The sequence below is a fragment of the Anaerolineae bacterium genome (assembly GCA_013178165.1).
GTDB lineage: Bacteria > Chloroflexota > Anaerolineae > Aggregatilineales > Ch27 > Ch27.
This window is the reverse complement of record JABLXG010000004.1, coordinates 1-21397: the sequence shown is the minus strand read 5'-3', so window position 1 is coordinate 21397 and position 21397 is coordinate 1. Positions and strand designations below refer to the sequence as shown.

Below are 21397 nucleotides of genomic sequence, written 5' to 3'. Positions count from 1 at the left end.
CAGGCGAACTTGACGCCGTCTCGCCGCCTGTCTACACTACTCGGAAGTGCTAACAGCTATCAGCGGTGCGGGAAAGCCCAATACGTTTTCCGGCAGTGAGCCGGGAAGCGCCGCGGAGGCATCATGGCCGAGAACCCTTTTGACCACAATGCGCCGGTTGGCGAAGAGGGCGTCTTTGCCGGGCGGCAGGAAGTCTTCTCCTTCGTGCAAGCGAATCTGGTCGGCGGGCATCAGCGCCACGCCCTGGTGATTCTTGGCGCGCCCCAGATGGGCAAGAGTTCGGTCTTGCGCCGCCTGCCAGCGGTTCTCGACCCGCGCTACATCCCGGTGCGGCTGGCCCTGCGAGCGGGAACGGTCGCCAGCGAAAAGGCCTGGCTGACCGCCCTGGCGGAAACTCTCCCCCAGGCGTTAAGCATGCTGAACATGCAATCGGCGCGCATCCCGGAGCTGCCCGCGCATCCTGCTGAATTACGCGAGATGCTGATCGGGGAAGTCTTCAGCCAGGGGTTAAACGCCATGCGCCGTGACCGGCACCTGCTGATGCTGGTCGATAATGCCGAACGCCTGCTGACCGCCGTGCAGAATCATACTCTGCCGCGCGATACCTTCCATTTCCTGGCCGAATTACTGGAAAAGCATCGCCACTTCGATGTGCTGATGGCCTTTGACTCACACTACGAGCCAGAACTGCTGGCCGCCGGCCCGCCATTCGACCCTGGGCTTTTTCACCGGCTGGGGCCGCTTTCCCCTGAGGAAACCAGCGCCTTGATCACCGGCCGGCTGCCGGAAGGGCTTGCCATCGAACCGGCGGCACTGGACACAATCTATGACTTGACCGCCGGGCATCCATACCTGACGCAACTGGTGGGATGGCTGCTTTTTGAACGCTCCGCCGGGCGCGGCCACAACGGGCCAATCACCGCCGGGGATGCGCTGGCCGTAGCCGACTCGGCGGTAGCGATGGGCAGTGACACGCTGAGCGCGGTCTGGTCACAGGGCACGCGGCAGGAGCAGCTTGTGTTGACGGCTCTGACCGCCCTCAACCCACAGGAACCACCGACGCCGGTTCCGCATGAAGACATCGGGGCCTGGCTGATCGCCGCTGATCTGCCGCTTGATCCACGCACGGTCAACGCGGCCTGGCGTCGGCTGGAATACGAGGGTGTGCTCAGGTTGACGGGCGATGGGCAGCTGACGATCGCTGGCGGGTTACAGCGGCGCTGGCTACGCAGCCATGTGACCCTGCCAGCAGGCAGGATAAGCGCCTCCTGGCGGCGGGTGATCCTGCTGGTGGCGGCTACGGTTGCCCTGCTGGCGCTCCTCCTGGCCATCCTCAGCGCCAATCCTGGCGGCGGGCCGGAAGCGACAACCGGGGCGAGCGACGCCACCATTACGCTGATGTTCGACCTGCAGGCGACGGCTGACGCCTACAACGCCACACAGACGGCGACAGCACCGTAGTGGCCTTCAGGCGACGCCGGTTTCCAGGGCATCTTCGCCTTCCGGCAGGGGCAACCAGAAGCCGAATGTGCTGCCCACACCCGGCGCGCTTTCAAACCAGACTTCCCCGCCATGATGCTCTACCGTAGCCTTGACCAGGCTCAGCCCCAGCCCGGTGCCGGGGATACGCTCGGTGCCCGGCTGCCTGGCCCTGTAGAACTGCTTGAACAGATCGGCCTGCAGGTGGCGGGGAATGCCGTAGCCGTTATCCTCCACCGCAAAGTCAAAGCGACGCCGTTCCCAGTCTACGCTGGCGTGAACGTCGATCTGACCGCCGTCCGGGGTGTACTGAATAGCGTTATCGACCAGGTTGAGGAAGGCCTCGCGTAGCAGGGCGGGCGCACCCCGGACACGGGGGCGGGTCTCCGGCAGGTGGATGGTCACCGTGTGCCCTTTGCGGGCAACAAGAGGAGCCAGGCCAGCCATGACATCCTGAATCAAATCCAGCGGGCAGAATAACTCGCCCGTCCCCCGAATGGTTGATTCGATGCGCTCCAGGCTGAGGAGCTGGGTGACGGTGTCCAGCATGCGCTGGGTGACCTTGGTGATCTCGGCGACCTGCTCAAACTGCGGGCTGCCCGGATCCAGTTCAGCCAGCATCATCTCGGTGTAACCCAGGATGACCATCAGCGGGTTGCGCAGGTCATGGGAGGTCATGCGGATCATCTGAGTCTTGAGGCGATCCAGGTCCTTGAGGGTAGTGATGTCGTTGAAGACGATCACGTATCCGGATTCGGCTGAATCGCCCTCGCGCCAGCTGGAGACCTGCACGTCGTAATCGCGCTGGGCGGTCTCGTCGTGCAACTCAAAGCGGGTTTCGCCAGCGGCGATCCGCCGGGCCACCGCCGGGCAGACCGCGCAGGCTTCCAGCGCCGCCAGCGGCTGGTCGGTGATACTGAAAGCGGGCAGGCCGATCATTGCCAGCGCCGCCGGGTTAGCCAGCCGGATGTGGCCGGAGGCGGTGATGGTCAGGATGGGCGCGTGGGTGCTCTGCAGGACGGCCTGCAGCTGGCGTTGCTGGGTCTCCACGCGGTGAAAAAGCTGGGCATTGTGCAGGGTAACCGCCGCCTGGTTGGCGACTGTCGTGGCCAGGCGCAGGTCAGCCTCTGTGAACTGACCCGGCTGGAAGCACTCCAGAGTCATGATGCCATTGATGCGCTCGGCAACCATGAACGGCACACACAGCGCCGAGCGGATGGGCAGCGGATCATCCGGGAAGGTTACCCAGCGCGGATCATTCAGCGTGTCGTTGACCAGCGCCGCCTGCCGCTGGCGATAAACCCAGCCGGCCAGCCCGGACTGCAACACCTGCTCCACAACCATCTGGGAACGTTCCGGCGGCAGATCGCGGTGGATGATGTAGCGTTCGGCGGTAGTACTGGTGGGGCTGAAGACGAAAAAGCTCCCCCGATCTGCGCCGACGCTTTCGGTCAACAGCGAGAGTGTCCTGGCCAGCACGGTGTCCAGATCGAGCGAGTTCAGCAATTCCGCAATGCTGGCCAGCAGGATGACCTCCTGCGTCAGGCGATTCTGATCATCGTTGGGGTGGCTCATGATTCTCCTGTGTCTCTGCCCGCGACCAGATGTTTGTGATGGTGTTTATCGAAGATTATAGCGGTTTTTCTGGCTTGGCGGGGAATGCCGTCCTGTTCGGCCCGGCCCTGGCTGCGGTATACTCTGCGATGGAAGGCCAAGTCATCCACCTGCCGGGGGCCAGACGGTGACACTCCCACCTGAAATCAGCGAACAGGAAATCCGCGAGCGTTGCCAGCACCTGCTCAGCCTGGCAACGGACGAAGCCATCCGCCTGGAGCACAACTACATCGGCACCGAACATCTCTTCATCGCCCTGACCAAGATCGAGGGCGGGCGTACCCGGCGGCTCCTGACCGACGCGGCTCTGGACCCGGCTGCGGTACGCCTGGCCGTGCGCGAAGCCGCCGGACGGGGCAGCGATCACCCCGCCGAACCCATCCCGCTCACCCCTCGCAGCCGCCTGGTGCTCTCCCTGGCCATCTACGCCGCCGACGACGAGGACGAAGACGCGGTAACGGAGGAGCATCTTCTGCTGGCCCTGCTCAAGGAAGGCGAGGGTGTCGCCGTGCGTTGCCTGGCGACACTGGGCTTTGACCTGACTTACTGGACTAACCTGCTCATCCGGGAAGCGGAGGCCCGCCGCGAAGCAGGGGCGCTGGAAATCGCCGGGGAGGAGATGCGCCGCCCGACCGAACTCCTGCGCCACGCGCCGACGCCATTGCTGGACAAATTCGGGCGCGATCTGGTCGCCCAGGCCTGGGCGGGCAAGATCGGCCCGGCCATCGGACGCGAGCAGGAAATCCGCAGCCTGGTGCGGACGCTCGTCCGTAGCAAGAAGAACAATCCTCTGCTGGTGGGCGATTCCGGCGTGGGCAAGACAGCGGTTGTCGAAGGGCTGGCCTGGGCCATCGCCAATGGCACCGCCCCGCCCTCCATCGCCAACCGGCGCATCGTGGCGATCGAGCTGGGCACGCTGGTCGCCGGAACCAGCCTGCGCGGCCAGTTTGAGGAGCGGCTGGTGGGCATTCTGGATGAACTCAAAGATGCCCCGGATGTCATCCTGTTCATCGACGAGATTCACACGATTGTCGGCGCAGGCGACACGGTGGAAAGCAATCTGGACGCCGCCAACATCCTCAAACCCGCGCTCTCCCGCGGGGACCTGCGCTGCATCGGCGCCACGACGGTCGAGGAATACCGGCGCGTGATCGCCCAGGACCCGGCGCTTGACCGCCGGTTTCGAGTCATCGAAATCCACGAGCCAAGCGAGCAGGATACCCTGGCCATCCTTTCCGCCCTGCGGGAAAACTACGAGCGCCATCACGGTGTGACCATCCGCCCTGAGGCGCTGGAGGCGGCGGTGCGCCTGTCGGTGCGCTACCAGCCTGAGCGCCGTTTGCCGGATAAGGCGCTTGATCTGATCGATGAAGCCTGTGCGCGGCTGGTGGTGCGCACCAGCGTATCTGACAGTGCCTCCTCTAATGAGGTTACCGCGCAGATGGTCGCCGCGGTGCTGGCGGAGTGGACGGGTATCCCGGTAGCCGAACTGACCGCCGATGAGCGCCGCCGCCTTGCAACCATGGAAGCGGCGCTCAAAGCCCGCGTGGTCGGCCAGGATCAGGCGGTCCGGGCGGTCGCCGCTGCCATCAAACAGGCACGGGCGGGGCTGTCTGACCCCGACCGACCGATCGGGGTGTTCCTGTTCCTGGGGCCATCGGGCGTGGGCAAGACCGAACTGGCCAAGGCCCTGGCTGAATTCCTGTTCGGCACGGAAGAAGCATTGATCCGGCTGGACATGTCCGAATATCATGATGCGCATACGGTAGCCCGCCTGATTGGCGCGCCACCCGGTTACCGCGACGCCGACCGCGGCGGCCAGTTCACCGAGGCCCTGCGCCGCCGCCCGTACAGCGTCGTGTTGCTGGACGAGGTCGAAAAAGCGGCCCCGGAGGTCTTTGACCTCTTCCTGCAGGTGTTTGACGAAGGGCGGTTGACCGATTCGCGCGGCGGGACGGTTGACGCCCGCCATGCCGTGTTCATCATGACCAGCAACATCGGCGCAGGGGAAAGCGCCCGCGGCCTGGGCTTCGGGCAACAGCCGGAAGATCGCCTGCCGGATTACGCTGAACATCTCCACGAATTCTTCCGCCCGGAATTCCTGAACCGCCTGGACGAGGTGGTGACCTTCCGGGCGCTGAGCACGGAGGACCTCAACCGCATCCTGGACCTGCAACTGCGCGAGTTGCGCGAACGCCTGGCGCAGCAGAAACTGACGCTGATCCTGGATGAATCGGCGCGGCAGGCGCTCCTGCAGGAAGGGTATGATCCGGCTCGGGGCGCGCGCCCGCTGCGGCGAGCGATCGAACGCCTGCTGACCCGCCCCCTGAGCGCATTGCTGCTGGAAGACACCTTTGCCCCCGGCCAGACGATCTACGTGCGCCAGGGGGAAGACGGCCTGACCTTCACCGGAGGATCAGCCGAGGTGTACCGGGAAGAAGAAGACCGGTCAGGTTCGTCATCGTTTTGAGCGCGAGGCAAGAGGAATATGAGCCAATCCATCCCCCCAGTACCTCAGACCGACCGCGCCGCGCCGCCGCTACCCGCCGCCGAGGTGGCTCGCTTGCTTTCGGCCCACCACAAAGAGGACGCCGTCGATCTATTCGCCAATGATCCGGATAAGGACATCCGTCAGCTCGGCCTGCTGGCCCTGCGGCGGATTCCGCCGGAGCCTGACGACGCCTTTGCGCTGGGCGATCTGTGTGCCCAGCGCATCCTGGCGGAAGACCAGCTGCGGGTGTTCTACGTCGGCAAGGCGTTCACGGCGTACCGGCGGGCTGCTGCCCGCGCCGCAAGCGATGCCGATCGTGCCCTGGCCGAGGATGCTATCGCTCGCCTGGCGGAATGGGTGTGCGCGGCAGCCCTGGCGCTGCCCTCGGCCCGCAACGTGGCCGTGGCCCTGTGGGCCGCCGCTGAGATCGAACCCGACCGGCAGAGCGAGGCGCTACAGGAGATGCTGTTCCGCCTGCTTCAGGCATACCCCGTTGGCCTGGAGAGCGGCCTGACCTTCAACGCGCCGCCCATCATCCGGCGCGGCGAGGCGCGGACGGTGGCGGCCATGCCCTCCCCCCTCCCCCGTGCCCTGACAGACACCCAGGATGAACTGGCCGTTGCACCTCAGGTGCTATCCGAAGTGGAGCCAGCCGTGCGGGCAACTGGCCCGGCAGCGGAAGCCGCGCCCGATTCGCCGCCGGAGGATCAACCTGCCCGGGCGGAGGGCGCTTTCTCGGCAGTCGATATGCCATACCTGTCACTGGGGCGGGAGAGCGCCCAGCCGGTCGAGGACGAATTTGCTCCCGGCGAGCGCATTGAGGATCGCTACGAGGTGGCCCAGGTGCTGCGGGGCGGGATGGGCGTGGTTTACCTGTGCTACGACCACGAGCAGCGCGAGCCGGTAGCGATCAAGAGCTTTCAGTCGCGCTTTTTTGGCAACGACCGCGCTGTCGCCCGCTTCGTACAGGAAGCGCTGACCTGGGTCCGGCTGGAAAAGCACCCGAACATCGTCCAGGCGCGGGTGGTGCGCACCATCCGCGACCGCCCGCACATCTTCCTGGAGCATGTCAGCGGCCCGGAAGGGCTGGGGCCAGACCTGCGGGGATGGATCGAGCACAACCGGATCGGCCTGCCACAGGCTGTCACCTTTGGCCTCCACATCGCCCTGGGTATGAGCCACGCCCAGCAGAAGATGCCGGGCCTGGTTCACCGCGACCTTAAGCCGGCTAACATCCTGGTCACGCATGATGAAGTCGCCAAGGTGACCGACTTCGGGCTGGTGCGTTCCGTGGAAATCGGTGACGTGCCCTTTGCAGACGACGTGGACGAAGATCTGCAGCGGCTGACACGCGGCGGGGCAATCGTCGGCACTGCGCCGTATATGTCTCCGGAGCAATGCCGGGCTGAGGAGGTCGACCCGCGCTCCGACATCTACGCCTTTGGCTGCATCCTGTACGAGATGCTGGCCGGGCGGCCGGTCTTCGGGGCGCGCAAATTCCACACCTGGATCATCGCCCACCTGACCGAGACGCCGGTTATCCCCCAGGATGTCGCGCTGGACATCCCGGAGGCACTCGGCAGGCTGGTGCTCTCCTGTTTGGCCAAAAACCGCGATGAACGCCCGCCGGATTGGGATGCCGTGGTACAGGCCTTGAGCGCGATCTACGCGGATATCCATGGCACGCCGCCGATCCTGGAAGTCAGCGCGACACAGCTTGAGGCCCATGAACTGATGGACAAGGGCTATAGCCTGACCGAACTGGGCCGGGCGGAGGAAGCGCTGGAAGCTTACGACCGGGCGCTGGCCCTGCAACCGGATTACGCCTGGGCCTGGGCGCGCAAAGGCCGCACCCTGCGCCTGCTGGGCCGCTACGACGAGGCGCTGGCCGCTTTTGACAATGCCATCCACTTCTCGCCGGATTACGGCTGGGCCTGGAACGGCAAAGGAATCGTGCTGGAGCGGCTGGGCAGGGCGGAGGAAGCACTGGAAGCTTACCGCCGCGCCTCCCAACTCAAGCCGGGCGATGTCTGGACATGGTACAACCAGGCGGATATCCTGCAGGCGCTGGGCCGCCACGAGGAATCGCTGGCCATGCTCGACCGGGCGCTATCAGTCGATCCGCTGCACGCCCATAGCTGGGCCAAACGCGGCCAGGTCTACCGCCTGCTGGAGCGTTATGAAGACGCCGTCAAGGCCTACCGCATGGCCCTCAAGCTTCAGCCGGACTACGGCTGGGCCAGTAACGGGCTGGGCCTGGCCTTCAAGGCGCTGGGTCGCTGGGCAGAGGCGCTGAACGCTTTCCGCGACGCCGCCCGCGACGCGCCGGATGAGGTCTGGCACTGGTACAACCAGGTGGAAATGCTGGTGGAACTGGGCCGCTATGACGAAGCGCTAGCGCCGGCCCGTCAGGCGGTCACCATCGATCCGCAACATGCGTATAGCTGGGCCAAACTGGGGCAGGTGTACCGCTATCTGCGGCAGTATGATGAGGCGCTGGAAGCTTACGAGCGGGCACTGACGATCGACCCGGCTTATGGCTGGGCCTGGAACGGCCAGGGGATCGTCCTTGAGCGGCTGGAACGCTACGTCGAAGCCCTGGAATGCTACCGGCGGGCGGCGGAAGCCATGCCGGGCGATGTCTGGCACTGGTATAACCAGGGCAATGTGCTGGTGCTGCTCAAGCGTTACGACGAGGCGCTGGAACCGCTCAAGCAGGCCATCGCCCTCCAACCGGAACATAGCCGGAGCTGGGCGCGCATCGGCAACTGCCTGCGCCACCTGGGCCGTCCCCACGAGGCATTACCCTACCTGGAGCATGCGGTTGAACTCGACCCGACCTACGCCTGGGCCTGGAACGAACTTGGCGCGGTCTATGAGGCGATCCAGCGCCTGGATGACGCCCTGAAGGCTTACGAGCAGGCGGTAGCCGCCGAACCGGAAAACCCCCTCTACCTGTACAACCAGGCTGACCTGCTGATCACGCTGCAGCGCAACGACGAGGCCCTGGCCCTGCTTGATCGCCTGCTGACGCATAGCCCCACCCATCACCGCGCCTGGGCCAAACGTGGTCAGCTGCTGCGCCGCCAGGATCGCCTGACCGAGGCGCTGGAAGCCTACGAGCAGGCCCTGTACCTTGACCCCCATTACGGCTGGGCCTGGAACGGCAAAGGGCTGATCCATAGCGCACTCGGCCAGCCCGACCTGGCCCTGGAGTGCTTCCAGCGGGCAACCCAGGAGGAGCCGGGCGACGCCTGGTTCTGGTACAATCAGGGTGATGCGCTGGTCGTCCTGCATCGCTATGAGGAGGCGCTGGCGCCGCTGGAGCGGGCGCTGGCGCTGGACGCGCAGCACATCGAAGCCTGGGCCAAGAAGGGGCAGGTGCTGCGCCGGCTGGGACGCTACAAAGAAGCCGTGGTCGCCTATGATCAGGCGCTGGCCATCGACCCGCATTATGCCTGGGCCTGGAACGGGCGCGGGCTGGCCCTGGAAGGACTGGGGCGCCGCGAGGAGGCGCTGGCCAGCTTCGAGCGGGCCGTACAGGAGGATCCATCAGGGCTGTGGTACTACACCAACCAGCTTGACCCGCTGCTGGAACTGCACCAGAACGAACGGGCGCTGGCAGTGGTAGACCAGGCCCTGGCGGTTGCCGCCGACAATGCCAACCTCTGGGCGCGGCGAGGCCAGATCCTGCGCCGGCTGGGTCGCCACGAGGAAGCCATCACCAGTTACGAGCGGGCCGTCGTCCTCGATCCGCAGTACGCCTGGGCCTACAACGGCTTGGGGCTGGCTTACGCCGCACTGGGCCGCTGGGAAGATGCCCTGCGCAATCACCAGCAGGCCACCCGCTACAATGGCGGAGATGTCTGGTTCTGGCACAATCAGGGCGAGGCGCTGATGAGCCTGGGACGCTACCTGGAAGCGATCGAAGCCTTTAACCAGGCGCTGAACCTCGACCCCCAGCACGAGCCTTCCCGTACGCGGCGGACGGAGGCGCGCCGGTTGCGGCAGGGCGAGGCCGGGCCAGAGACGCCCTAGCGTACCAACAGGGGGAGAATGGTGGCAGGCAGGACGATCTCATTGCGTATCATGAGCGGCCCGCAGGATGGGCTACAGATTCTGTTGCAGTTGCCCGCCCTAGGCGGCAGGACACAGTGGACGATTGGCCGCAGCGAGGAGTGCGATATCTCGCTGCCTTATGACTCACAGGTGTCGCGCCGCCATGCCAGCCTGATCTGCCTGAGCAGCGACGATACCATTGCCGATGGCGCGGCCACCCATCAGAGCGGGCCGCTGCGCTTCCTGCTGACCGACGACGGCAGCAAGAATGGCACGCTTCTGAACGACCGGCGGCTGCGGAATGAGAGCGCCGAACTGAAACCCGGCGAACTCTTCCGTGTCGGGCGAACATGGCTGCGGATCGATCCGTGAGGAGCCAGAGCGGTATGAAAGGCCGGGTCGTGCTGGTACTGTGGGGTGAGGACACCGACTGCCGCGCCTGTGCATTGCGCGACGCAGGCTGGTTTGTCGAGGTTGAGGAGGAAGATGGCGGGCGTATCTTTCACATCATCCGGAATGAGTCGCCGGACGCCGTCGTGATTGACCTGAGTCGCCGGGCGGCGCATGGCCGCGAACTCGCCCGCGCCCTGTGGGCCACGGCGGCAACACGCTGGCTGCCGCTGGTTTTCGTCGGCGGCCCGGCGGAAGCAGTGGAAAAAGCGCTGGCCGCTGCGCCGGAGGCGCAATGGGTGCCCTGGGATGGGTTACTGGCCGCGCTGGAGGTGCTGGTGAAAGGGGAATAACAACGAGGATGGGCGATGATTTCTGGCTGTTTCTGGATGCGCTGGTTGCCATCAGCTCGATTACAATTGACCGTCCGGCGGGTACGCGCCATCCGCGCTATCCTGATTTTGTCTACCCGCTTGATTACGGCCACCTGGATGACACCCGCACCATGGACGGCGAGGGCATCGATGTGTGGATCGGTTCCCTTCCCGACCGCGAGGTCGTAGCCGTGATCGGGACAGTGGATCGGCTCAAGCGGGAAACCGAACTGAAGATCCTGTTGGGCTGCACGCCCCAGGAAGCCCAGCTGGCCCTGCAGAGCCACAACCGCGGCGGCCAGGCCGCCATCCTGATTCCACGCCCCAGACCGCGCTAAGAGGCGATGATGAGATGAGCGAGATCACCGGCACATTCCAGGCGCCGGATGGCACAATGTTGTTCACACGGCAGTGGCCCGTTGACGGCGCCCGCGCTGTGATTCTGCTGGTGCATGGTGTAGCCGAACATAGCGGGCGTTACGCTCACGTGGCGGCGCACCTGAACGCGCAGGGCTATGCCGTCTGCGCTTTTGATTTGCGCGGGCATGGTCGCAGCCCCGGCCCGCGTGCCTGTGTCGAGCATTACAGCCTGTATCTGGATGATCTGCTGGGGTACTTCCATCAGGTGAGGGCGGCTAATCCGGGCCTTCCGGTCTTCATCCTGGGGCATAGCATGGGCGGGTTGCTGGCGCTGGCGTTCACCGCTCGCCATCAGTCCCTGCTGGCCGGGATGATCACCTCCGGCGCACCGGTGGTTCTGGGGGAGGTGACGCCACGCTGGTTGCAGACCGCGGCTGGCATGCTGGCGCGGATTGCGCCGCGTCTGCCGGTTGTCAGGCTGAGCACCTCTGATATCTCCCGCGATCCGGCGGTGCGCGCGGCTTATGACAGCGATCCGCTCAACTATCGCGGTTGGCTGGGTGCCCGGCAGGGCGTAGAACTGATTGCGCTGGCGGATGACGCGCGGGCCGGCCTGCCGAAGATCGCGATCCCGGCGCTATGCCTCCATGGAGGTGCAGACACTATCGCCCCACCCGCTAGCCTGACGATTATCGCCCGTGAGCTTGGTGCTGCAGACAAAACCATCCGGCGCTATGAGGGGATGTACCACGAAATCTTCAACGAGCCGGGCAAGGAAGAAGTTCTGGCAGATGTCAGCGCGTGGTTGATCGCCCATTAGTTCCTGACGAGGCGGGTATACTCCGTGCAGCCTGCTGGTGCGGCGAGTAGTCGGTGGGTGGCAGTTTCGAGGCAGCAGGCTAAGCCACTGGCTCACAGACAAAGGTTATGCAAATTGTACTAGTCTGAGCGCCAATAGTTATGTATAATGCATAAAGCGCTTGTTGTTGAGGAGAACTGCGTATGGTAGAGACACTCCGCATCCGAACCAGTGCCGACTACATCGCGCTTGAAGATCGCTACGGGGCGCACAACTATCATCCGCTGGATGTGGTGATCGAGCGGGCGGAAGGCATCTGGGTGTATGACGTGGATGGCAACCGTTATATGGATTGTCTATCCGCCTACAGCGCCGTCAACCAGGGCCACTGCCACCCGCGAATCCGGCAGGCGCTGATCGATCAGGCGTATCGGGTGACCCTGACCAGCCGGGCTTTCCGCAGCGACAAGCTGGCCCTGCTCTATGAAAAGCTGCATGAGATGACCGGCTACGCGCGATTCTTACCCATGAACAGCGGGGCCGAGGCTGTCGAAACGGCAGTCAAGGCAGCCCGCAAGTGGGGGTATCGCGTCAAAGGGGTAGCGCCGAATAAAGCCGAGATTATTGTCTGCCAGGGTAACTTCCACGGTCGCACGACCACCATCATCAGCTTTAGCTCCGAAGAAGCTTACCGCGAAGATTTTGGCCCTTTCACACCGGGTTTCGTGATCGTCCCTTACGGCAATGCCGAAGCCCTGGAAGCGGCGATCACGCCAAACACGGTGGCGTTCCTGGTAGAGCCGATCCAGGGAGAAGCAGGCGTGGTTGTCCCGCCGCCGGGGTATCTACGGCGGGTCAGAGAGATCTGTGATCGCCACAACGTGCTCATGATGGCTGACGAAATCCAGACCGGCCTGGGGCGGACTGGGGCGTTGTTCGCCTGCGATCATGAGGACGTTCGCCCGGACGTGATGATCATCGGCAAGGCGCTCTCCGGCGGCTTTTACCCGGTCAGCGCGGTGCTCAGCGATGACGACGTGCTGGGCCTCTTCAAGCCCGGCGATCACGGCAGCACGTTTGGCGGCAACCCCCTGGGCGCAGCAGTGGCCCTGGAGGCACTCAACGTGCTGGAAGATGAGGACATGATCGAGAACGCCGCGGAAATGGGCGAGTACTTCATGGAGCGGCTGGCCGAGATCAACAGCCCGCACATCAAAGAAGTGCGTGGCAAAGGGCTGCTCATCGGCGTGGAACTCAAGCCGCAGGCCGGGGGCGCTCGCCGCTTCTGCGAGGCGCTGCAACAGCGCGGCATCCTGTGCAAGGAAACGCGCAAGCACACCATCCGCTTCGCCCCACCGCTGGTCATCACCCGCCAGGACATCGACTGGGCAGTGGAGCGTATCCGCGACGTGTTGCTGATGGCCTAGACGTGGCAAGAACAGGCGGGCGGTTCCGGGGGTGGAACCGCCCGCTTTTGATTCGCGGGGCAATCCACAGGAAGTGGCCACTGTGCCCGGTGGCATGAATGCCACCGGCTGCGATCTTACCGGCAGTGCAGCGTTCAGGGTATACTGAGAGCGAAGCTGTTGATCGGAAAGGTGGGCCTGCACGCCCGGTGAGCAAAGGAAAACCCATGACTGACCAACCCACTACCGAACCGGTCCCGGCGGACGCGCCAGTGGAAGAGCGGCTGGCTGCGCTGATTGAGAATATCTCGGCCTATGTGGAAATGTATCATGGCGGGTCGGTGCAGCTTGTGGACTTTGACGGCACAACCGCCCGCGTACGGCTGGGCGGCGCGTGTGATGGCTGTCCGCTCTCGATGATGACCCTCCATGGCTGGGTGGCGGGGACGGTGCGCCAGTTCTTCCCCAATATCCGCGTTGTGCAGGTCGAGTAGGCGGCCCGGCTAAACCGGTGAGTCCGGCTTTTCCGGCTCTTGTGGTGGCCCATGCTGGCCCGGCGAAGTGACCCTCGCCGGGCTGTGCTTTGAGGCAGGGGGGACGTTCATTGCGATCATCATTGTCGAAGAGAGGGGGCGTTGATCATGGCTGTATGGGCAGGCTTCTTGTTGCTGGGGACGATCTGGGGGTCTTCCTTCCTGCTGATCAAGCTCGGTGTGGCGGAGCTGACGCCACTGCAACTGGTGGCGGTGCGCGTGGCGATAGCCGCGGCGGCCATGCTGATCACGCTGCGGCTCACGCGCCAGCATTTTCCAGCTGACCGCCCTACCCGTCTGCGGCTGGCGGGTGTTGGCCTGCTCAACACGGCGCTGCCTTTCGTGCTGATCACCTGGGGCGAACAGAGCATCGATAGCGGCCTGGCAACTGTCTTGAACGCCACCGTGCCGTTGTTCTCGCTGGTGATCGCCCATTTCGCCCTGCAGGATGAACGGATCACACCGTTCAGGGTACTGGGCCTGCTCTGTGGCTTCGGCGGGGTGATGCTGCTGGCCAGCCGGACAGCGGCGGATGGCGGGAGGGCCAACAGCATCGCCGGACAACTGGCGGTGCTGGCGGCGTCCCTGTGCTATGCCGCGGCGGCGGTGTATATGCGGCGTACCCTGCGCCATCTACGTCCGATGGTCGTCTCCAGCGGGGCGTTGCTCTCCGCCGCCACAACCATGATCGCCATCACCCTGCTGGTTGATGGCGCGCCTGACCTGACGCACATTTCCGGCGGGGCTGTTGCTGCTGTGCTGACGCTGGGCGTGGTCAACACCTACATCGCCTACCTGCTCTACTACTGGATCATCGATCGCTGGGGGGCAACGCGGGCGACGCTGGTCACCTACCTGATGCCACCGGTGGGCCTGACACTGGGCGTGATCTTCCTGCGGGAGCCGCTGGACGCCCTGCTGATCGGCGGAGCGTTGCTGATCGGAGCCGGGGTAGGCCTGGTCAACGGGCGCCAGATTCGTCAGGCGCTGGCTGGCACGCCGGGCCGGGACGGGACGGGCGAGTCGCATGCACGCTAGGCGGCATCCAGCTTTCGCCACCAGATAAAGCAGTTTATACTGCCCCGGTAAGCGGTAAAAGCAGGCTCAGGGAGGGGGGATCATGGCTGAGGAAGGGCAGTACTTTTACCCGAATCGCATGGGGTTGATCATTCTGCGTTCGATGGAAGAACTGGTCGGTAAGGCCGCGCTGGATGAAATCCTGCAGGCTGGCGGGCTGGAAGCCTACAGCGAGCGTTACCCGCCCAATGACCTGGAACTGGGCTTTCCCTTTGAACACCTGGGCGCGCTGCAGGCGGCGGTTGAGGCCGTTCATGGCGCTGCTGCCGGGCGAGAACTGAACCGCAAGGTCGGCCAGATGTGCCTCAATAACGGTTTGCGGGAGTTCAACCCGCTACTGGGCATTGCCGACCTGCCGGTGCGCATGATGCCGCTCTCACTCAAGCTGCATGTCGGCTTTGATATCTTCGCCATGGTCTTCAACCGGTTCTCCGATCAGGTCGTCTCCCTCAGCGAGGATCAGAAGTTCTACTACTGGATCATCGAGCGCTGCCCGGTTTGCTGGGGGCGGCACACCGACGCGCCATGCTGCCATCTGGCGGTTGGCATCCTGGAGGAAAGTCTGCGCTGGGCGACGAACGGCAAAGACTTCCTGGTAGCGGAAACCAGCTGCATCGCCCAGGGGGATCCCACCTGCACAATCAGCATCAGCAAGCGCCCGGTGACAGCGCCTGCGCCTGCCGAATGAACGCCCTGCGGTGATCGGGACCGCCCGAGGAGACGCCTGATGACGGTTGACTTCAACCCGGAACACAAAAAGACCCTGTTGACGATTGACGGCGGCGGGGCGCGCGGCATCATCCCTCTGATGATCCTCCGCCGGATGGAGGAAGTCACCGGCAAGCCCATCAATCGCCTGTTCGATTTCGTCGGTGGGACAAGCGTCGGCGCGTTGATCGCCGCCGGCATCGCCGCCGGGCGCAACGCCTCCGAGATGATCGAGCTGTATGACCGCTTTGTGCAGATGATCTTCCGCAAGGACTGGCAGGCGATCGTCTTCCGGCACGGCCTGCGCTATATCTACGACAAAACCGCTATGCGTCGCCTGCTGGCCGACTTTGTCGGGGATGTCCGGCTGGGCGACCTGGACAAGATTATCCTGCTCACCGTCAAGGATATGGCCCGTGCGGAGACGATCTTCTTCGTCAACCGGGGGCCGGGCGCAGCGCTGACCGGTCACGCTTCGCTGGCCCGGGTAGCTGAGGCCAGCGCCAGCGCCCCGCTCTACTTCCAGCCGGTTGGCGACGCCGTCGATGGCGGCGTGGGCACGTTCACCAACGCCTGCTATGTGGCCACCGTTGAGGCGATGGAGTATCTGGGTGAGCCAGGCTGGGAGGATGGCAACGTCATCCACGTTTCGCTGGGCACCGGCCTGCCGGTCAACCAGCTCCGGCGCGGAGAGGTGCAGGGCTGGATGCCCTGGCAGTGGCCGCTGTGGCTGCTGGGGGAGATGCTGGATGAGGCGTCAGACAACAACGTGCGCCTGACTGTCCGTCATTACGGGGAAAGGATCGACTTCCGGCGCTACCAGGTCTCGCTGCAGGATGAAGTGGTGACCCGGGAACTGGGCATCACCATCCCGCCAGGGCTGCGCTCCAACAATCTGGGCCTGGATTCAGCCTCGCCGGCGGAAGTGGAGCTGATGCGCGAGATCGGCACGAAGTTCGCCGCCGGGCTGGATTTCACCCTCAGCGGCGTGGAGCTGGCCCTCAACGCGCCACCAGGCTACGGAGGCTATCCCTTCCGTCCGGCGCGGCTTCCGCCGTTGACAACCGCCGAAGTCGACGCCATGCTCGGCTCCGGGGCCTAATCCCCAGCCGGGCCGTCCAGGTAGTAGCGCCGCCGGGGCTGCAGACTGGCCTCATCCAGTTCGTAAACGCGCGGCACGCCGGTCGGGATGTGCAGGGCAGGGACATCTTCCTCGGCGATACCATCCAGGTAGGTGACCAGCGCCCGCAGGCTATTGCCGTGCGCCACCACCAGGACGCGCTTCCCGGCCTGCAGGGCGGGGACGATCGTCCCCTGCCAGTAGGACAGCACCCGCTTCAATGTATCTTCCAGCGATTCTGTTGTTGGCAGCAAGTCCGGCGGCACATCCCGGTAACGCGGGTCATGGCCGGGGAAGCGCGGGTCGTTGCGTTCCAGCGCGGGTGGCCGGGCGGTATAACTGCGCCGCCAGGCGTGAACGACTGCCTCCCCGCGCAGGCGCGCGGTTTCCGCTTTGTTGAGGCCCTGCAGCGCTCCATAGTGACGCTCGTTGAGTTGCCATGCTTTTTCCACCGGAATCCACATCAAGTCCATCACATCCAGCACCAACCACAGGGTGCGGATGGCTCGCTTGAGCACGGAGGTATAAGCGACGTCGAAAGTGAAGCCCGCCGTTCTCAGCCGCTGCCCCGCCCGCACCGCCTCGTCGATCCCGGTCGGGGTAAGGTCAACATCAGTCCAGCCGGTGAAGCGGTTGGCTTTGTTCCATTCGCTTTCGCCGTGTCGCAGTAGCACCAGTTGGGGCATGATAGCTCCACCAGGGATGGGGGACAGAAACCAAAGCCCCCGCCGATCGCATGAATCGCGCGGGGGATGATTGTAGCGTATATGGGCGTCAGTCGTCGATCAAAGCGTGCAGGATGGCGCGTGCTGCGTCGATCTCATCCTGGACGATGGAATGACCCAGACCGGGATAGATGCGCCGATCTACCCGTGCTCCCAGTTCAGCCAGCGCCTCAGCCGACTCATTGACGCGGGCCAGAGGGATGTGTGGATCGGAGTCGCCACAGCCGATGAAGACCGGCGTCCCGGCCAGCATACCGGAATAGCGAAAGAGGGTTCCCGGTGGGCCGATTAACCCGCCAGCCAGGGCGATCACGCCGCCGTAGCGCCGGGCATGCCGCGCTGCGTATTCCAGGGCCAGGCAGGCGCCCTGTGAGAACCCCAGCAGCGCGATCCGCGCCACCGGGATGCCTGTCATCTCAATCCGGGCGATCAACGCGCCGACTGTCGCCAGGGCGTTGGAAAGCGCCGGTTCGTTCTCAGCCAGTGGCGCCAGAAAGTGGTGTGGATACCAGGCGCGTCCGGGGGCTTGCGGTGCAAGAAAGGCGAGCTTCTGCGTCGCACGGCTGGAATCCAGCCGTGGCCCCAGTGACAGAATGTCCGCGGCGGTAGCGCCGCGCCCATGCAGCAGGATCACCGCCGCCTGTGCTGTTTCCACGGGTGCGCCTGCCGTCAGGAGCGTCACGCCGGGCAGCAGCGGATCGGGCGCGGTCATGGTTCAGCCTCAACCGGTGTGCTCCACGCGGGGGCCTTCAGCGGCGTCAGTCCGCGTTCGATAAAACGGCGGTGTTCTTCCAGCCAGGGCGGCAGCTTGAGAGCCGTGCCCAGCGCGGATGGCTCCTCGTCAACTGTGAAGCCCGGCCCAACCGTGGCGATCTCCACAATATGGCCGTCAGGATCGCGGGTGTAGATGCTCCTGAAATATACCCGGTCGCGGACGGGCGTCACCGCCAGACCGGCGCGGATCAGGCGCTCCCGCCATTCAAGCTGTGCCTCGTCGTCGGCTACAGCCAGGGCGAAGTGATGGGTCAGCCCGCGCCCGATAACCGCCGGTCGGTCGCCGGGACGCTCAAAGTACGTGACCAGCGTACCGGGCCGCCCACCATCAACGCCCCAGTACCAGTGCGCTGAGGCGGGATCGTCGAAGTTGGAGGTCATTTTGACCCGCTGCATGCCGAGCAGTTCGCTGTAGAAAGCGTCGGTGCGCTGGATGTCCGCGCCAATGACGCTGATGTGGTGAATGCCATGCTGGAGGTGCATGTCCGCCGTGATAACGGGCACCGGCTCCGGCCAGGTAAGTGCGGCAATACGCGCCTGATCACGGTTGTGCAGGGTCAGTTCCGGGGGCGGCGGGCGATGCGCCATGCCGAGCTTATCCGGGTCCTCGTCAATCGCCATGCCGGGACCGCGCGTAGCGATCTCCACGATGGCGCCATCCGGATCGCGAAAGTACAGCGACGTGAAATAGTGGCGATCCAGGGGACCGCTGACGCGCAGGCCAAGGTCAGTCAGGCGGCGCTTCCACTTGAGCAGGCCATCGTACGTCTCCACCGTCAGGGCGAAGTGATGGGTGCCGCCCAGACCTGTCCGGCCCTGAGGGGCGTCAGGCCATTCGAAGAAGGTGACTGCTGTGCCGGGAGAACCGATCTCATCGCCAAAGTACAGGTGGTAAGTATCCGGCGCATCGAAATTGACGGTTTGCTTGATCAGGCGCAGACCCAGGACTTCACTGTAGAAGTCAACAGTACGCTGAGCATTGCCGCAAACAAGCGTGATATGGTGTAAACCAAGAATAGTCATGATCGTTCGCCACTTTCCAGTAACGCTCTATACAGACACCTTGCAAGCTTAGCACATTTTCAGCGTAATTATATCGATTTGGTATGAAAATATGATGAGAAAATTGAGAAAGCATACAGGTGCTGCGGCGGAATTGAGCCGGATCAACTGCCCTCGTAGCTGCCGTACTGGTCGACAGCGTCGAAGAACGCCAGCACATTCTCCCAGCGGACTTCCGGTTCCAGGTCGTAGGCCGGGCTGATGATCAGGCCGCCGCCCACGCCGACCGTCTGAATGCGCTCGTAGACTTCAGCGCGGATGTCCTCCGGCGTGCCCCAGTGCCAGCGCTGCGGTGTGCCAACAGTGCCAAAGAAGACCAACCGGTCGCCGTAAAGTTGCTTGAGACGGGCGGGATCCATCACATCAGGCTGGACAGGGTTGAGGATAGTGACGCCGATCTCGATCAAGTCGGGGATGATCGGCTCGATGAAGCCATCGCTGTGCCAGAACACACCGAGAGCGGGATTGACCGCCCGGCAGGCCGCGATGATGGCTGCTACCCGCGGCTTGAAGTAGCGCCGCCACATGGCCGGGCTGATCAGCATCCGCGTCGGTTCGGCCACGTCGTCGTCCAGTGCCAGGATATCGATCCCGGCCCGCGTCAGAGCCAGGGAGACAGCCAGGTGCATGGCGGTGAGTTGATCGAGCAGGTAGTCCACCAGCGGCGGATTCTCGACCAGGTCGATCATGAACTGCTCGAAGCCACGCAGGCGGAAGGCTGTCTCAAACAATTCGCCGCCCAGATGGGGCGGAGAAGCCATCACCGGATAGCCCAGCGCGTGCAGCCGTTCAACCTGCGCCCGCAGGCCGTCAGGGTCGATCTGCTGCAGAAAGTCGGGCAGCGGAGCAGCGGCGATCTGGGCAACCGTATGGGCGTCGCTCAGAGGAGCGTCGCGGGCGATCTCCGGGTGGTAACCCCAGTCGTGATAGGTGCGCAGAATAGTGGTGGAGCCAACGTAAACATCGGGCGGCAAGGAGCGTAAATAGGCCAGGAAGTCGGCCTGTTCCTGTGGCGTGGGGATGGTGACGAAGCGAATGTCAGTGTCGAACATCTCGCCGGCTTCGCGGTTGCGATGCCCCGGCAGGGTGCAGGGGTAGAAGTTAACCATCCGGGGCACGCGGTCGGGTTGCTCACCGCGCAGGACGGTCAGCACGCGCTCACGGGGGTTCATCAGGTGGCCCTTTCTCCAGAGCCAGGGTCAGGACTCCCGGCCGGTGCTGAGGATGCCCGGAGCGATGGGCGGTAACCAGCGCTCGACGTCCTCCACCGCCCCGGCCAGGCTGAAAAACAGCCAGTCATCTGCGCTCACCTTGAGGGCGAGATAAGCAACGATCTGCCCGCTGTCGGGCAGCCGAATGCGAGCCTGGGCAGCAGGGTAGCGCAGACCGGGGTAAGCCGTCGCCGGTTGCAGCACATCGAAGAGATCAGCGTTGGCCGGGTCGTCCAGTGCAGCCTGCAGGACAGCGACCGGATCAGCAAAGTTGACAACGCCCGGTAGATCACCCGGATCGGTGTTGAAAGCGATGATCGCCGGCACACCGCTGGCGGTGGCACGCTCGAAAATCGCACGATCCGGGCCGCTTTCCACGAGGACAAAACCGGGCGGCAGGATGGCGCGGACGCCGATGCCGGGCAGCGTGACTTCCTGCCAGGCTTCAACGGTGATCGGTACTGCAGGGGATGGGGTAGCAGCAGGGGTAGCCAGATACGCAGCGGTGGCTGTCTGCGCGACACCTGTGCTACTGGCAGCCGCCGCCAGAGCCGTCTGCCGGGCAGCCAGACGCTCTTCCCCGGCTTCCAGTGTGGCAACAGCCAGGGCGATGGCCGTCTCTGTAGCGATCAGGCTGGCAACTCCAGCGGTAGCGGTCTGGTGAAGGTCAGCGCGGGCGGCATCCAGCGCGGCCAGCGTTGCAGCCGCGGCGGCCTGCGCAGCGCTGACCGTCTGCTGCGCCCCCGCCAGGGCGGTCTGAGTCATAGCCACAGACATCTGGGCAACGGCGAATGCCTGCTGAGTCTCGGTGGCAGGCAGATCAGGGGTATTCGTAGGCAAGGGGGTGACGGTTGCGGTGGCGCTGTGGCCCTCGCATCCGGTCAGCAGGAAGATGACCGCCATAACCAGAACAAGGCTGCAGATGATCGGAGGCCGCGCCAAGGTGGAATTCCTTCCGCCGTGTTTAGATCAGGACGGCAACGCCAGGCAGCCTCAGTATAGAAGTGTTGGATTACCAGATCAACCTGGCGGAATAGGCCAAGATAAAGGCAGATGATCAGGAAAAAGCGCAAATGATCAGGTGAAACGCCTGAGGGGAAAAAACAACATTCCTGCGGGTTGGCGTTGGCCTACTCTCCCACTCCGCTACCAGAGCAGTACCATCGGTGCTGACGGGCTTAACGACCGGGTTCGAGATGGGACCGGGTGTACCCC

General features: G+C 64.3%; 18 protein-coding genes and 1 rRNA gene. 12 read left to right on the top strand and 7 right to left on the bottom strand.

Annotated features, from left to right (window positions below):
* Nucleotides 1–123: 123 nt before the first annotated feature.
* Nucleotides 124–1461 carry an ATP-binding protein gene (locus tag HPY64_03175; protein ID NPV66131.1) on the top strand — a complete coding sequence of 446 codons (1338 nt, stop codon included), beginning with the start codon at nt 124–126 and terminating at the stop codon, nt 1459–1461.
* Between the two features lie 6 nt (nt 1462–1467).
* Here the strand turns inward: HPY64_03175 and HPY64_03170 are convergent, their stop codons facing one another.
* Nucleotides 1468–3054 (bottom strand): GAF domain-containing protein, encoded by a 1587-nt coding sequence (locus HPY64_03170; protein NPV66130.1) that lies wholly within the window; start codon nt 3052–3054, stop codon nt 1468–1470.
* Between the two features lie 199 nt (nt 3055–3253).
* Between HPY64_03170 and HPY64_03165 the strand changes: the two genes are divergently transcribed.
* The 11 genes from HPY64_03165 (at nt 3254) to HPY64_03115 (ending at nt 16392) form a co-directional block, all read left to right on the top strand.
* Nucleotides 3254–5563, top strand: a complete 2310-nt coding sequence (locus tag HPY64_03165) for an ATP-dependent Clp protease ATP-binding subunit (GenBank protein NPV66129.1) — start codon at nt 3254–3256, stop codon at nt 5561–5563.
* A gap of 18 nt (nt 5564–5581) precedes the next feature.
* Entirely contained in the window at nt 5582–9622 is a 4041-nt protein-coding gene (locus HPY64_03160) for a tetratricopeptide repeat protein (protein NPV66128.1), read from the top strand.
* 51 nt (nt 9623–9673) lie between these two features.
* Nucleotides 9674–10015: an FHA domain-containing protein gene (locus HPY64_03155; GenBank protein NPV66127.1), complete on the top strand. Its 342-nt coding sequence runs from the start codon at nt 9674–9676 to the stop codon at nt 10013–10015.
* A gap of 14 nt (nt 10016–10029) precedes the next feature.
* A complete protein-coding gene (locus HPY64_03150) occupies nt 10030–10386 on the top strand; it encodes a hypothetical protein (protein NPV66126.1) in 357 nt (118 codons plus the stop codon).
* 8 nt (nt 10387–10394) lie between these two features.
* On the top strand, nt 10395–10745 hold the full coding sequence (locus HPY64_03145) for an inorganic pyrophosphatase (GenBank protein ID NPV66125.1): 351 nt from the start codon (nt 10395–10397) through the stop codon (nt 10743–10745).
* A gap of 14 nt (nt 10746–10759) precedes the next feature.
* Entirely contained in the window at nt 10760–11587 is an 828-nt protein-coding gene (locus tag HPY64_03140) for an alpha/beta hydrolase (protein NPV66124.1), read from the top strand.
* A 182-nt stretch (nt 11588–11769) separates the two neighbouring features.
* The gene (locus tag HPY64_03135) at nt 11770–12993 is read left to right on the top strand and encodes an ornithine--oxo-acid transaminase (protein ID NPV66123.1); all 1224 of its coding nucleotides are present in this window, start codon (nt 11770–11772) and stop codon (nt 12991–12993) included.
* Nucleotides 12994–13199: 206 nt separating this feature from the next.
* Nucleotides 13200–13466, top strand: a complete 267-nt coding sequence (locus tag HPY64_03130; protein NPV66122.1) for a NifU family protein — start codon at nt 13200–13202, stop codon at nt 13464–13466.
* A 147-nt stretch (nt 13467–13613) separates the two neighbouring features.
* Entirely contained in the window at nt 13614–14543 is a 930-nt protein-coding gene (locus HPY64_03125) for a DMT family transporter (protein NPV66121.1), read from the top strand.
* An 82-nt stretch (nt 14544–14625) separates the two neighbouring features.
* A complete protein-coding gene (locus HPY64_03120; protein ID NPV66120.1) occupies nt 14626–15270 on the top strand; it encodes a 4-vinyl reductase in 645 nt (214 codons plus the stop codon).
* A 39-nt stretch (nt 15271–15309) separates the two neighbouring features.
* Nucleotides 15310–16392, top strand: coding sequence for a hypothetical protein (locus HPY64_03115; protein ID NPV66119.1), 1083 nt, complete (start codon nt 15310–15312; stop codon nt 16390–16392).
* Here the strand turns inward: HPY64_03115 and gpmA are convergent.
* The 6 genes from gpmA to rrf all read right to left on the bottom strand — a co-directional run.
* Nucleotides 16389–17096: a 2,3-diphosphoglycerate-dependent phosphoglycerate mutase gene (gpmA, locus tag HPY64_03110; GenBank protein NPV66118.1), complete on the bottom strand. Its 708-nt coding sequence runs from the start codon at nt 17094–17096 to the stop codon at nt 16389–16391. The two genes, HPY64_03115 and gpmA, sit on opposite strands and share 4 nt — an antisense overlap.
* 88 nt (nt 17097–17184) lie before the next feature.
* Complete coding sequence (locus HPY64_03105) at nt 17185–17847, bottom strand: phospholipase (protein ID NPV66117.1); 663 nt, start codon at nt 17845–17847, stop codon at nt 17185–17187.
* Nucleotides 17844–18932: a glyoxalase gene (locus tag HPY64_03100; protein NPV66116.1), complete on the bottom strand. Its 1089-nt coding sequence runs from the start codon at nt 18930–18932 to the stop codon at nt 17844–17846. The genes HPY64_03105 and HPY64_03100 overlap by 4 nt, the downstream gene beginning before the upstream one ends.
* Before the next feature lie 143 nt (nt 18933–19075).
* Nucleotides 19076–20143, bottom strand: a complete 1068-nt coding sequence (locus HPY64_03095) for a hypothetical protein (GenBank protein ID NPV66115.1) — start codon at nt 20141–20143, stop codon at nt 19076–19078.
* Between the two features lie 27 nt (nt 20144–20170).
* Nucleotides 20171–21124, bottom strand: coding sequence for a hypothetical protein (locus tag HPY64_03090; protein NPV66114.1), 954 nt, complete (start codon nt 21122–21124; stop codon nt 20171–20173).
* A gap of 175 nt (nt 21125–21299) precedes the next feature.
* A 5S ribosomal RNA gene (gene rrf, locus HPY64_03085) occupies nt 21300–21397 on the bottom strand; the annotation flags it as partial.

Excerpts from the sequence above, each read along its gene's own strand:
- HPY64_03175 (NPV66131.1), top strand. The coding sequence starts at position 124 with ATGGCCGAGAACCCTTTTGACCACAATGCGCCGGTTGGCGAAGAGGGC.
- HPY64_03170 (NPV66130.1), bottom strand. The coding sequence starts at position 3,054 with ATGAGCCACCCCAACGATGATCAGAATCGCCTGACGCAGGAGGTCATC.
- HPY64_03160 (NPV66128.1), top strand. The coding sequence starts at position 5,582 with ATGAGCCAATCCATCCCCCCAGTACCTCAGACCGACCGCGCCGCGCCG.
- HPY64_03155 (NPV66127.1), top strand. The coding sequence starts at position 9,674 with ATGAGCGGCCCGCAGGATGGGCTACAGATTCTGTTGCAGTTGCCCGCC.
- HPY64_03150 (NPV66126.1), top strand. The coding sequence starts at position 10,030 with ATGAAAGGCCGGGTCGTGCTGGTACTGTGGGGTGAGGACACCGACTGC.
- HPY64_03145 (NPV66125.1), top strand. The coding sequence starts at position 10,395 with ATGGGCGATGATTTCTGGCTGTTTCTGGATGCGCTGGTTGCCATCAGC.
- HPY64_03140 (NPV66124.1), top strand. The coding sequence starts at position 10,760 with ATGAGCGAGATCACCGGCACATTCCAGGCGCCGGATGGCACAATGTTG.
- HPY64_03135 (NPV66123.1), top strand. The coding sequence starts at position 11,770 with ATGGTAGAGACACTCCGCATCCGAACCAGTGCCGACTACATCGCGCTT.
- HPY64_03130 (NPV66122.1), top strand. The coding sequence starts at position 13,200 with ATGACTGACCAACCCACTACCGAACCGGTCCCGGCGGACGCGCCAGTG.
- HPY64_03125 (NPV66121.1), top strand. The coding sequence starts at position 13,614 with ATGGCTGTATGGGCAGGCTTCTTGTTGCTGGGGACGATCTGGGGGTCT.
- HPY64_03120 (NPV66120.1), top strand. The coding sequence starts at position 14,626 with ATGGCTGAGGAAGGGCAGTACTTTTACCCGAATCGCATGGGGTTGATC.
- HPY64_03115 (NPV66119.1), top strand. The coding sequence starts at position 15,310 with ATGACGGTTGACTTCAACCCGGAACACAAAAAGACCCTGTTGACGATT.
- gpmA (NPV66118.1), bottom strand. The coding sequence starts at position 17,096 with ATGCCCCAACTGGTGCTACTGCGACACGGCGAAAGCGAATGGAACAAA.
- HPY64_03105 (NPV66117.1), bottom strand. The coding sequence starts at position 17,847 with ATGACCGCGCCCGATCCGCTGCTGCCCGGCGTGACGCTCCTGACGGCA.
- HPY64_03100 (NPV66116.1), bottom strand. The coding sequence starts at position 18,932 with ATGACTATTCTTGGTTTACACCATATCACGCTTGTTTGCGGCAATGCT.
- HPY64_03095 (NPV66115.1), bottom strand. The coding sequence starts at position 20,143 with ATGAACCCCCGTGAGCGCGTGCTGACCGTCCTGCGCGGTGAGCAACCC.